A 12,887-nucleotide genomic window follows, 5' to 3' on the forward strand; every position below is an offset into this window, starting at 1 on the left:
CCCGTCCTGCGCACGCAGCTCCCGTTTCCTGACGGGCAACCAGCCGGTCTTGCGGTCGACGAAACGCACGTGCGTCTCGTCCGGGTTCCGGATGCACTGCGTCGACGAAGACCCCGCGCGACGGCAAGGCCGTCCTGTGCCTGCATGGCGAACCCGCGCGGGGTGATCTGTTTCGTCATCTGATCGGCGCATCGCGCCCGATCACACGGGATTCGGCAAAAGCGCAACACGGCAGGAATGCAACTACTGGTTGCAGAACCCGATCGACAACCGCGACCGTTTCGTCGTCGCGCTCGACCTCGATCGCGTGACGCATCGCGATGCACGGCTTCACCGGCCCGGGCGAGCGGCACGGTACATTCCACGGCCGGGCGAACACCCGGCCGCGAAACCACATGCGAACCGCATGCGCGGCCGCTTTCGCGAACGCGCATGCGTCACGCCGACGTCAGTGAATGACCCGCGTGACGCCACGCCCGCGCGGATCGGCCATCGCTTCAGGCGTCTTGCCGTCGATCTTGATCACCTGGATGTCGCCGCTGAAGTCCTGCCCCTTCAGCGTGTAGCCGCGCGCTTCGAGCTGCTTCGCGAGCTCGCCCTCGATCGGATGGTACGGCTCCCAGAAGATCGTGTTCGGCGGCAGCAGCTGATGGTGGAAACGCATCGCGCCGACGGCTTCCTTCAACGGCATCTTGAAGTCGTAGATGTTGTTGATCACCTGGAAGATCGACGTGAAGATCCGCGAGCCGCCCGGCGTGCCGATCACGAGCGACACCTTGCCGTTCTTCGTCATGATCGTCGGCGACATCGACGACAGCGGACGCTTCTTCGGTTCGATCGCGTTCGCATCGCTGCCGACCACGCCGAACATGTTCGCGACGCCCGGCTTCGCGGAGAAGTCGTCCATCTCGTCGTTCAGCACGATGCCCGTGCCGTCAGCGATCACGCCCGAGCCGAAATAGCCGTTGATCGTGTACGTGTTCGACACCGCGTTGCCCCACTTGTCGACGACCGAGAAGTGCGTCGTTTCGGCCTTCTCCGGCATCGTCGTGCCGAGGCCCGGCTGCACGCTCTTGGTGTCCGACGGCTCCTTCGGGTTGACCTCGGCCGCGCGCTTCGCGATGTACGCGTCGTCGGTCAGCTGTGCGATCGGCACCTTGTAGAAGTCGGGGTCGCCCAGGTATTGCGCACGGTCGGCGAACACGCGCTTCTCGATTTCGGCGACCAGGTGGATGTACTGCGGCGAGTTGAGCGGCACGCCCTCGAAGTCCTTCTTCAGGTCGGCCTTCATCTTCAGCAACTGCACGAGGCCGATGCCGCCGGAGCTCGGAGGCGGCGCGGTGATCACGTCGTAGCCGTTCCACTTCGCCTGCACCGGCTCACGCCACACCGCGCGATACTGCGCGAGATCCTCGGTCGTGATCAGCCCGTTGCCGTCGCCCGTCTTCATCGACGCGGCGATCAGCTCGGCCGTCTTGCCCTTGTAGAAACCTTCGGCGCCGTCGTTGGAGATCCGCGTGAGCACGTCGGCGAGATCGGGCTGCTTGAAGTTCACGCCGGCCTTCAGGCCGGAGAAATACTTGTCGAAGTTGGTCTTGCCGCCGAACTCCTTCGATGCGTCGACGCCGCGCTGCGCCAGTTGTTCGTCGACGACGAAGCCGTCGCGCGCATAGTGGATCGCTGGCGCGAGCACCTGCTTCCACTTCAGCTTGCCGAAGCGCTTCTGCGCTTCCCACATGCCCGCGACCGTGCCGGGCACGCCGACCGCGCGCGGACCGTACAGGCTCATGCCCTTGATGACGTTGCCGTCCTTGTCGAGGTACATGTCCTTCGTCGCGGCGAGCGGCGCGCGTTCGCGGTAGTCGACGAAGTACGGCTTGCCGTCCTTGTAGATCGTCATGAAGCCGCCGCCGCCGATGTTGCCGGCTTCCGGATACGTGACGGCGAGCGTGAACGCGATGGCGACGGCCGCGTCGATCGCGTTGCCGCCTTCCTTGAAGATCCGCTCCGCGGCATCCGCGCTGTACTTGTCGGCCACCGCGACCGCCGAGCTCGTCAGGACCGCCGGCTGCGGGCCCTTCGCATAGACGGGCGCGTTCGGCAGGAAACCGACGCCGGCCACCGTCGCGAGCACGACGGCGGATGTTTTGATGCGATTCAGCGTAGTCATTGCATGTCCCCCATATGGATCTCCTTCAGGCAGGAAAGGCACCTGATCCGCTTATGGCCGCTGGCGCGCCGGCGGCCACGTGCGGTTTCGTAGTATAGGGGGACAAAAAGGGTCGAACACGCGGTGCGCGACGAAAGCGCGCAAATTGTGCGCGGCCCCACATGCCGACGGTAAAAACCGCCACACGGGCCGGTCGAAATTTCATGCGTCGCGCGCGATCGCGCAATGCACAAAAACCGAAAGTTGCGTCGCGCGCGCACGGCGCGCGTCGCACGTAAAAAAACCTGCGATCGAGCGCCCGCAGTACACGCGTATCTGCGAAGATAGCGCCCCGATTTCGCGCCGCATCATTCGTTGCGTGCACGCGCCGCTTCACGTTTTCTCGTCTCGCTTCGTATGGCTTCACACAATGCACATCATGCGACCGGCGTCGCAGCCGGCGTCGCCGCCGCCGTCCTCGTCGCACAAACCGGCGCGACGGGCCTCTGGCACACCGGCATGCTCGCCGCATTCGCGGCAGGCGTCGCGGGCGGCACCGCGCCCGACTGGCTCGAACTCGCATGGTGGTCACGCAAGCGACGCTTGTGGATCACGCACCGCACCGTCACGCACTGGGGCATCGGCTGGATCGCGCTGCTCGCGCTCGGATGGCACGGGCTCACCCATCATCCGTATCCGCTGTGGGCCGCACCGCTGTTCGGCTTCGCATGCGGCGGCGTGATGCACCTGCTCGCCGACTGGCCGAATCCGCTCGGCGTGCCGTGGATCTGGCGGCGTCATTCGCTCAACCTGTGGAACAGCGGCCATTGCGACCTGATCGTGGTGGCTACCGCATGGGGCGGCACGCTGTGGCTCGCGCAATCGCTGTGCACGCGCGCACCGCTGCTCGAATCCTGGCTCGGCTGGCTGCATCGCGTGTAGTCGTGCGAAGGGCGCGCGATATCGCGTGATGTTGCGCAGCGAACCGCTCGCTTCCGTCGCGACGCGCGTTGCCGACCGCTTCTTCGACGGCTTCTTCCCCCCCCCTCCGTCTGAACCGGCACCCGCGATTCGCGGGCGCCGTGCCCGCGCACGCCTATTGAAACGCCGGCGTCGCGCCTCATCTTCATCCGTATCGACGAGACGACGCACGCACTCACGCCGCGCCCGAGGCCCGGCACGCACGCGCGTCGTCTGGCACACTGACGATTCGCGCGCGGTCGCCCGCGCGCTCGCCCCCCCGCTCGCACCCCATTTCAACGCTCCGATGGACGTCACCGCCACCCGCCCCGCCGCCAGCGCACTCGACGTGTTCCACCCGGCCGTCGCCGCGTGGTTCCGCCGCACGTTCGCCGCACCGACCGGTGCGCAAGCGCTCGCGTGGCCGCACGTCAAGGCCGGCCGCTCGACGCTCGTCGCCGCGCCGACCGGCTCCGGCAAGACGCTCACCGCCTTCCTGTGCGCGCTCGACGATCTCGTGCGCGATGCGCTCGCGCACGACGGCGCGCTGCCCGACACGACGCTCATCGTGTACGTGTCGCCGCTGAAGGCGTTGTCGAACGACATCCACGTGAACCTCGACGCGCCGCTCGCCGGCATCGCCGAATCGCTCGCGCAACTCGGCCTGCCGGTGCCGGCGATCCGCACCGCCGTGCGCACCGGCGACACCACGCAGGCCGAACGTGCGGCGCTGCGCAAGCGCGCGCCGCACATTCTCGTGACGACGCCCGAGTCGCTGTACGTGCTGCTGTCGTCGACATCGGGGCGGCAAATGCTGTCAGGCGTGCGCTCGGTCATCGTCGACGAAATCCACGCGCTCGCATCGTCCAAGCGCGGCAGCCATCTCGCGCTGTCGCTCGAACGTCTCGACGCGCTGACCGGCAGTCCGCTGCCGCGCATCGGGCTGTCGGCCACGCAAAAGCCGATCGACGCGGTCGCACGCTTCCTCGTCGGCGGCCCGGCCGGCGCGCCGCGCGACTGCACGATCGTCGACACCGGTCACACACGCGAACGCGACCTCGCGCTCGAACTGCCGAACGTGCCGCTCGAACCGGTGATGGCAACCGACGTGTGGGAACAGGTGTACGACCGGATCGCCGCGCTCGCGGCCGCGCATCGCACGACGCTCGTGTTCGTCAACACGCGGCGCACCGCGGAGCGCATGGCGCGCCATCTCGCCGACCGCCTCGGCAAGGACGCGATCGCCGCGCACCACGGCAGTCTCGCGAAGGAACACCGCTTCGAAGCGGAACAGCGGTTGAAGCGCGGCGAACTGAAGCTGCTCGTCGCGACCGCGTCGCTCGAACTCGGCATCGACATCGGCGACGTCGATCTCGTCTGCCAGGTCGGTTCGCCGCGCGGCATCGCGCCGTTCCTGCAGCGCGTCGGCCGCTCCGGCCACCATGTCGGCGGCGTGCCGAAGGGACGCCTCTTCCCGCTGTCGCGCGACGAGCTCGTCGAATGCGCGGCGCTGCTCGACTGCGTGCAACGTGGCGAACTCGATGCGTTGCGGATTCCGGAAGCGCCGCTCGACGTGCTCGCGCAGCAGATCGTCGCCGAAGTCGCGTGCGCGGAATGGCAGGAAGACGCGCTGTACGCGAGCTTCACGCGTGCGGCGCCGTATGCGCATCTGCCGCGCGAACGCTTCGACGACGTGATGAAGATGCTCGCCGAAGGCTTCACGAGCCGCCGCGGCGTGCGCGGCGCGTATCTGCATCGCGACGTGGTCGGCGGCACGGTGCGCGGGCGCCGCAACGCGATGATGACCGCGACGACGTCCGGCGGCACGATCCCCGACATGGCCGACTACGCGGTGCTGCTCGAACCGCAAGGCCTTCAGGTCGGCACCGTCAACGAGGATTTCGCGATCGAGAGCCTGGCCGGCGACGTGTTCCAGCTCGGCAACCAGTCATACCGGATCATCCGCGTCGAGACGGGCCGCGTGCGTGTCGAGGACGCGCAGGGCCAGTCGCCGAGCATCCCGTTCTGGCTCGGCGAGGCGCCCGGGCGCAGCGACGAGCTGTCGGCGGCCGTCGGCCGGTTGCGCGCACGGCTCGACGGGCTGTTCGCCGAAGGCGACCGGCTGGCGCATGCCGGTGCGCGCAAGCATGCGGGCGGCGACGAAAATGGCAACGGCCACGCCCCCGGAAAACCGGGAACCCGCCGCAACGAAAAAAAACGCGCGGATGCCGGCACGAGCACCGCCGCCTCGCAACGCGATGCCAGCGTCCCCGCCACCGCAACCGGCGTCGCCGAAAGCCGTCTCGCGCCGGCGCTGCGCTGGCTCGCCGATGATCTGCACCTGTCGCCGGACGCGGCACGCCAGATCGCCGACTACCTCGCGCGCACGCGCGCGGCGCTCGGCGCGCTGCCGACGCAGGACACGCTCGTGATGGAGCGCTTCTTCGACGAATCGGGCGGCATGCAGCTGGTGATCCACTCGCCGTTCGGCAGCCGCATCAACCGCGCATGGGGGCTCGCGCTACGCAAGCGCTTCTGCCGCAGTTTCAACTTCGAGCTGCAGGCGGCCGCGACCGACGACGCGATCATTCTGTCGCTGTCGCTCGCGCACAGCTTCGCGCTCGACGAAGTGTGGCGCTACCTGCGCTCGGCCAGCGCCGAGCACGTGCTGATCCAGGCGCTGCTCGACGCGCCGCTGTTCGGCGTGCGCTGGCGCTGGAACGCGACGACCGCGCTCGCGCTGCCGCGCTTCACCGGCGGCCGGCGCACCGCGCCGCAACTGCAGCGGATGAAGAGCGAGGATCTGCTCGCGACCGTGTTCCCGGATCAGGTTGCGTGCCTCGAGAACGTCGTCGGCGAACGCGAGATACCGCACCACCCGCTCGTCGACCAGACGCTCGACGATTGCCTGCACGACGCGATGGATACCGACGGCTGGCTCGCGCTGCTGCGCCGGATCGAAAACGGCGCGATCGAGCTGGTCGCGCGCGACCTGCCCGCGCCGTCGCCGCTCGCCGCCGAAATCCTGAACGCGAAACCGTACGCGTTCCTCGACGACGCGCCGCTCGAAGAGCGCCGCACGCAGGCCGTGCAGTCGCGCCGCTGGAGCGACCCGGAATCGGCCGACGATCTCGGCGCGCTCGACGCCGACGCGATCGACGCGGTGCGCGACGAAGCGTGGCCGCTCGTGCGCGACGCCGACGAAATGCACGACGCGCTGCTCACGCTCGCCTGCGTCGCCGATCACGAAGCGCGCGCACACGAAGGCTGGCCCGAGCGCCTCGCGGAACTGGCCGAACGCCGCCGCGCGACGCAACTCGTCACGCCGGACGGCGCGGCGCTGTGGGTGCCGGTCGAACGGCTGGTTTGCCTGCGCGCGCTGCATCCCGAAGCACGCCCGGCGCCCGCGCTGAAAGTGCCGGCCGCCTGCGCGCAGCCGTGGGAAGCCGATGCCGCGCTCGTCGACGTGATCCGCGCGCGGCTGACCGGCTTCGGCCCGCTCGCGCTCGATGCGATCGCGCAGCCGCTCGGCCTGCCGCCTTCCGCGATCGCAACCGCGCTCGCGGCGCTCGAACGCGAAGGCTACGTGATGCGCGGCCGCTTCACGCCGGGCACAACCGGCGACGAATGGTGCGAACGCCACCTGCTCGCGCGCATTCATCGCTATACGGTGAAGCGGCTGCGTCGCGAGATCGAACCGGTCGAGCGCGCCGATTTCATGCGCTTCCTGCTGCACTGGCAGCACCTGACGCCCGACACGCGCGGCTCGGGCCGCGACGCACTCGCGGCCGTCGTCGAACAGCTCGAAGGCTACGAAGCCGCGGCCGGCGCATGGGAAGATGCGCTGCTGCCCGCGCGGCTGACCGACTACACGGCCGGCGGCCTCGACGAGCTGTGCCGCTCGGGCAAGCTCGTGTGGACCCGCATCGGCGCGCCGGCGCGCGCGGCCGGCACGCCCGTGAAGACGACGCCGGTCGTGCTGCTGCCGCGCCGCCACCTCGGCGCATGGCAGGCGCTGCGCGACCCCGCCGCGCAACCTGCGCTGTCCGCACGCGCGACGCAGGTGCGCGACGCGCTCGCCGCGCACGGCGCGATGTTCTTCGATGCGCTGCTCGACGAGTTGCACATGCTGCCCGTCGAACTCGAACAGGCGCTCGGCGAACTCGTGTCGGCCGGCCTCGTGAACGCGGACAGCTTCGCCGGCCTGCGTGCGCTGCTGCGGCCGGCCGTCAAGCGCAGCGCAACCTATGCGCCGCGCACGCGGCGCGGCGGCGCACTGATCGGCGGCATGGACGACGCGGGCCGCTGGGCGCTCGTGCAACGCGTGACGCCGCCGGACGATGCGCCGGCGCCGCAACGCGGGATGGCCGCGACCGACCCCGATGCGCTCGAACACATCGTATGGACGCTGCTGCGCCGCTATGGGGTCGTGTTCTGGCGGCTGCTCGAACGCGAAGCCGACTGGCTGCCGAGCTGGCGCGAACTCGTGCGCGTGCTGCAGCGTCTCGAAGCACGCGGCGAGATTCGCGGCGGACGCTTCGTGGCCGGGCTCGCGGGCGAGCAGTTCGCGCTGCCCGAAGCGATCCCGATCCTGCGCGAACTGCGCCGGCAACCGGGCGACGGCCAGTACGTGTGCGTGACCGGCGCCGATCCGCTGAACCTCGCCGGCACGCTGCTGCCCGGCGACAAGGTGCCGGCGCTCGCGGGCAATCGCGTGCTGTTCCGCGACGGCATGCCCGTCGCATCGCTCGTGTCGGGCACGTTCCACTACACGCCCGACCTGACGCCCGCCGCGCGCGAAGAGGCGCGCCTGCGGCTCGCGCGACGCTACTGACAACGGCTGACAGGCGATACGTCGCGGACTACTGAACGCCGCGCTGCAACGTCGCGCGCGTTCGGATAGCATCGAACGATTCGACGTACGGGCCTCCACGCCCGACACACGCCTTCCGGAGCGTTCCCTTCATGCCCTCGCATGCCGATTCGCCCGCCGTTCATCACGCGGGCTCGTTGACCATTTTCCAGGGCGCTGCGTTGTATATCGGCGCGGTGCTCGGCACCGGCGTCATTGCACTGCCCGCGCTCGCCGCCGAAGTCGCGGGCCCGGCTTCGTTGCTCGCGTGGGCCGCGCTCGTCGTGCTGTCGGGGCCGCTCGCGGCCACCTTCGCCGCACTCGGCGCGCGCTACCCCGACGCCGGCGGCGTATCGACCTATGCACGACGCGCATTCGGGCCGAAGGCCGCGGCAATCGTCGGCTGGTGCTTCTATTTCGCGGTGCCGGCCGGCGCGCCCGCCGCCGCGATGTTCGGCGGCGCCTACGTCGCGGCCGTCACGGGCGGCGGCCACACGACGGTCATCGTTACCGCCGCCGCGCTGATCGCAACAGTCTCCGCCGCCAATGCGTTCGGCGTCACCGTATCGGGCCGCATGCAGCTCGTGTTGTCGGCGCTGCTCGTCACGCTGCTGCTCGCCGCCGTGCTCGCGTCCGCGCCGCATGCGCGCGCGGCGAACCTGCATCCGTTCGCGCCGCACGGCTGGCTCGCGGTCGGCCAGGCCGCCGCGTTGCTCGTGTGGAGCTTCGCGGGCTGGGAAGCGATCACGCACCTCGCCGCGGAATTTCGCCGGCCCGCGCACGACATGCCGCGCTCGGCCGGCATCGCGGTCGTGGTCGTCGGCCTGCTGTATCTGTCGGTCGCCGCCGCGAGTGTCGCGGTGCTCGGGCCATCGGCCGGCGCATCGGGTGCGCCGCTCGCGGAACTGATCGCGGGCGGCATCGGCGGACACGCGCAGGTGCTGGCGGCCGCGGCCGCGCTGCTGCTCACGCTCGGCACGATGAACGCGTATTTCGCGGGCGCGGCCAAGCTCGGCGCGGCGCTCGGCCGCGACGGCGCGCTGCCCGCATGGCTTGCGCAAGGCAGCCAGGTCGGCGGCGTGCCGCGTCGCAGCCTCGGCGTGATTGCGTTGCTCGCGACCATCGCACTGGCCGCGACGACGATCTCGGACGTCGGGCCGAAACCGCTCGTGCTGGTCACGTCCGGTTGCTTCGTGATGGTGTACGGGCTCGGTGCGGCCGCCGCGCTGAAGTTGTTGCCGCGCGGCAGCATCGCGTATCGCTGCGCGTGGGTTTCGCTGGTCGCCGTGGCCGGGCTGTTCCTCACGACGGGATGGTATTTGCTGTGCCCGCTGCTGCTCGCGGGCGGTGCGCTGCTTTATCTGCGGATGGCCGGCCGGCGCAATTGACGGCGCCGCACACCGGTGCGCCGGCGATCGTGCATGCGATCGCTGCGACGCGCCGCTCGAGCGCTCACGCGTTCATCGCCCGCCGGCTGCGCAGCGGTTCGTCGTGCGCGTGACGTGCGTCACGCCGGCACCAGCTCGAAGCTGAGCCGCTTGCCGAGTGCGGCGGCCGCGCTCGCGAGCGTCGCGAGCGTAAGACTCGTATCGGTTTCGTCGAGCAGCCGGTTGAGCGCGGCGCGGCTGGTTTTCATCCGCGCGGCCATCGCCGTTTTCGTGATGTGCTGCGCCTTCATTTCCTGCGCGATCTGCCACGCGATCACGCGCTTGATCGCGGTGGCGGTGGCGGCTTCGAGATGGCCGTCCTCGTCGAGGAAGGTATCGAAATCGCTGCCGATATGCGGATTGTTCGTGGTCGTCATAAGGTACTCCAATGCATCGCGTTGCCGGCTGACGGCGGCGCCGGCACAAGCCGTGAATTCAGATGGCGCGCGTCAGCGCTTTCAGCCGTGCGACGGTCACGTCGAGATCGTCGGACGGTGTCGCCTGCGACTGCTTGAAGAACGCGTGCGGCAGGACCATCGTGTCGCCGACGACCGTGAACAGCACGCGCGCGCTTCGTCGCGGCAACATCACGCGGATCTCCCACAGATCCTTCGACATCTTCCGGACCAGCGGCATGCCGAGCGGCCAGCCCAATTGAACGGTCTTGATCTCTTCGCCGATCAACCTTCGCTCGATGTGCCCGAGCCGCTTGAGCCACTCACGCACCGGCTCGTTGCCGCACGCCGTGCGAAAGAAGCGCACGCCGAGCGTGACCTGAATCTGCTGTCTCGTCATCGTCTTGCCAGGAAGCGTACCAAAAACGATACGATATGCCAAGCACGATGCAGCCCGCTACTGACCGAATGGCCAGCGAAAAGCCGTGAGGGGAATGCCGCCGGCCGACGCGTGACGGGCCGGCCTTGCGCCGGGCGTCACCGCGCATCACCCGCGGCGAGCCGGCTTGCGCGCACCGCGCGGCGTGCTGGGCGCGCGCGCATCGCCGAACCGCGCCTGCGCGATCTCACGCACGGCGTCGATCAGCGTCCGCGCGACCGGCGACGGCTGCGCATCGGTGCGCAGCACGAGGCCGACCGGTTCGTCGGTACCCGCGGCCGGCAACGCCAGACGCGCGAGCGCACCGGCCGTCAGGTCGTATTCCGCCGCATAGAGCGGCACGAACCAGACCGCATCGTTCTCGAGCGCGAGCGCCCGTGCGACCGACACCGACAGCACCTCGATGAACGAATCCAGCGGCGGCGCGCCGCATGCGCCGAGCAGTTGTTCGGCCGACTGCCGGATCAACGTACCGAACGGCGGCAGCACGACCGGATAGCGCGCGAGTTCGGCGGCCGGCGCGGCGCTGGCCAGCAGCGGATGCCCGCCGCGCACCACCGCGACGAGCGGCTCGTTGTACAGCTGCTCGAACGCGAGCCCGATCATCCGCTCGGGTTCCGACAGGCGCCCGATCGCGCATTCGAGCGCGCCCGCCTTCAGGCGCTCCAGCAGCTCGGTATTCGCGGCCGTCGCGATCCGCACGACGACGCGCGGCCAGCGTGCGGCCAACGCCTTCATCAGCGCGGGCGCGAGCGACGCGGCAACCGTCGGCAGCATGCCGATTTCCAGCGTCGCCGCGGCGGCCCCGCCCTCGCGCGACAGCAAGCCGACGCCCTGCCGCAGCGCCAGCACGCACGCGTTCGCATGCGGCATGAACAGTTGCGCTTCGCGGGTCGGCTGCGCGCCGTGCCGCCCGCGCTCGAACAGCTTCACGCCGAGGATCGACTCGAGCTCGGCGATCGTCTTCGACACGGCCGGCTGCGTGATCGACAGGCTTTCGGCCGCCTTCTGCACGCCGCCCAGCTGCGCGACCGCGAGAAAGCACTGCAGGTGCCGGAATTTGACGCGGCCGTCGGCGATACGGTTATTCATAACGGGCGGTTATGCGGAGGTCGATGAAATGCCATTTTGCATAACTTTCCGGATAGTCCCAAGCATTCGGCGATACGTCACGCGGAACGCCGCAACGCGTGAAAGCCGGTCGGCTCCCAGACCCGCTTCGCGATCAGCAAGGCCGTCCCGTGCTTTTGTCCGAGCGGCGCGGACGACGACTCCGTGTGCAGCGCCGCCGCCTTGCTACTCAGCCGCCGCAGTTCCTGCTCGAGTTCCGCGGCAGCCGCTTCGGTCAGCATCCCCTGCGAGAACGTCATCGTCTCGCCCGGGCCGTCGAAGCGGCTGCCGAGGAAATCGTCGAGCACGTGCGCATGGAAGTACCGGCGGATCGGGCCGCCCGGCAGCCAGTCGAAATCGCGCGCGACGCGCACGCGAATCCGGTCGCCCGGCAGCAGCGCGATCACGTTCATCCGGTCGAGCATCAGCAGGTATTTCACGCACTCGGCCTGCGTCACGCAATAGGCCGACACGATGTCCTGCACGGTCCAGTAATTGATCGCGCAGACGGCGACGAGCAGCAGTTTCTCGTCCGACACGATCAGCGCCTCCTGCTGTTCGGTCAGCACCCGCAGCCGCGGCGCCGAGGCAGACGCCTCCTGTACGAGCTCGGCGAGCGTATAGCCGAGCAGTTGCGCGATCTCCGCGATGCGCTCCAGCGTGAAGCGGCCGCTCGCGAACAGCCGCTTCACGCTCGTCTCGGATACGTCCAGCGCACGCGCGACGTCGCGATAGGTCATGCCCTGCGCCTTCAACTGGCGCTTCAGCGTTTCGATGAGTTGGGCGGTCTCGGTCATGTTGGTATCGAAAAATGATGCTCAAGGTCGGATATTAGGCTACTGAAGCATCCAGGCAAGCACTTTTGGATACTTGTCTGCATAATCCGCTCCGTCCTGTCACGCATCGACGGAGCTGCAATGACCACCCGAACCGAAACCGCCGACTTCGACCCGCATCACACCGCCTCGCGCGATGCCCGCGACACCGGTCGCATGCTGCCGCTCGCCACGGTACGCACGCTGGCCGCCGGCGCACACGTCGGCGATCTCGTGTTCATCCGCGTGGCCGGCGCGTCCCGCGATGCGGCAGGCTGCGCAGGCGCGTGGGCCAACCGGTTCGGGATCGTCGTCGATACGTCGGGCGACGAGCCGCTGATCGCCGAGCCCGCGTTTGCGCGGACGAAGCTCACGCCGCTGTCGCGCTTCGTCGCCCGCGCCGACGGCGCACGCATCGCGCTGGCACGCCGAATCGCGGCATCGACCGTCGAAGCACAGCGCGACGTGCATGCGACGGCCGAGCAGCGGATCGACGCGCTGCTTCGCAACCGCTTCACCCTGCTGTCGCAACGCGGGTTCTGCGCGAACTACGTGACCGACGTGCTCGGCGCCGAACAGGCCGCGACGCCGGCCGCGCTGCTGCGCAGCGGCACGCTGGCGCTCGAATTCGACGGGATCGTGTTCGATCCCGGCTGCCGGTAACGGCGCAACGCGGGCACGCTCGGGGAGACCGGATAACAACAACAACGACATATCAAAAAAACAGCGACGGGCTGGCT

Annotated in this window: 9 protein-coding genes; 4 read left to right on the forward strand and 5 right to left on the reverse strand. The window is 69.1% G+C overall.

The window, feature by feature from the left end; genetic code table 11:
* Positions 1-448: 448 nt before the first annotated feature.
* A complete protein-coding gene (ggt, locus tag BME24068_RS12210; protein WP_174926196.1) occupies positions 449-2,170 on the reverse strand; it encodes a gamma-glutamyltransferase in 1,722 nt (573 codons plus the stop codon).
* Positions 2,171-2,566: 396 nt separating this feature from the next.
* Here ggt and BME24068_RS12215 point away from each other — a divergent pair, with 396 nt between their 5' ends.
* From BME24068_RS12215 to BME24068_RS12225, 3 genes are all read left to right on the forward strand, one after another.
* Positions 2,567-3,091, forward strand: a complete 525-nt coding sequence (locus BME24068_RS12215) for a metal-dependent hydrolase (protein ID WP_174926197.1) — start codon at positions 2,567-2,569, stop codon at positions 3,089-3,091.
* Between the two features lie 325 nt (positions 3,092-3,416).
* Positions 3,417-7,943, forward strand: coding sequence for a DEAD/DEAH box helicase (locus BME24068_RS12220; RefSeq protein WP_174926198.1), 4,527 nt, complete (start codon positions 3,417-3,419; stop codon positions 7,941-7,943).
* Positions 7,944-8,074: 131 nt separating this feature from the next.
* On the forward strand, positions 8,075-9,349 hold the full coding sequence (locus tag BME24068_RS12225; protein ID WP_096499026.1) for an APC family permease: 1,275 nt from the start codon (positions 8,075-8,077) through the stop codon (positions 9,347-9,349).
* Positions 9,350-9,468: 119 nt separating this feature from the next.
* Here BME24068_RS12225 and BME24068_RS12230 read toward each other — a convergent pair whose 3' ends face one another.
* From BME24068_RS12230 to BME24068_RS12245, 4 genes are all read right to left on the reverse strand, one after another.
* Entirely contained in the window at positions 9,469-9,765 is a 297-nt protein-coding gene (locus BME24068_RS12230; protein ID WP_174926199.1) for an XRE family transcriptional regulator, read from the reverse strand.
* A gap of 58 nt (positions 9,766-9,823) precedes the next feature.
* Positions 9,824-10,183 (reverse strand): type II toxin-antitoxin system RelE/ParE family toxin, encoded by a 360-nt coding sequence (locus tag BME24068_RS12235; protein ID WP_174926200.1) that lies wholly within the window; start codon positions 10,181-10,183, stop codon positions 9,824-9,826.
* 147 nt (positions 10,184-10,330) lie between these two features.
* The gene (gene pcaQ / locus BME24068_RS12240) at positions 10,331-11,314 is read right to left on the reverse strand and encodes a pca operon transcription factor PcaQ (RefSeq protein WP_174926201.1); all 984 of its coding nucleotides are present in this window, start codon (positions 11,312-11,314) and stop codon (positions 10,331-10,333) included.
* Between the two features lie 77 nt (positions 11,315-11,391).
* Positions 11,392-12,129 (reverse strand): helix-turn-helix domain-containing protein, encoded by a 738-nt coding sequence (locus BME24068_RS12245; protein WP_174926202.1) that lies wholly within the window; start codon positions 12,127-12,129, stop codon positions 11,392-11,394.
* A 120-nt stretch (positions 12,130-12,249) separates the two neighbouring features.
* Between BME24068_RS12245 and BME24068_RS12250 the strand changes: the two genes are divergently transcribed.
* Entirely contained in the window at positions 12,250-12,810 is a 561-nt protein-coding gene (locus BME24068_RS12250) for a YiiX/YebB-like N1pC/P60 family cysteine hydrolase (RefSeq protein ID WP_174926203.1), read from the forward strand.
* Positions 12,811-12,887: the final 77 nt, after the last annotated feature.

Source organism: Burkholderia anthina (assembly GCF_902498995.1).
Taxonomy (GTDB): domain Bacteria; phylum Pseudomonadota; class Gammaproteobacteria; order Burkholderiales; family Burkholderiaceae; genus Burkholderia; species Burkholderia anthina.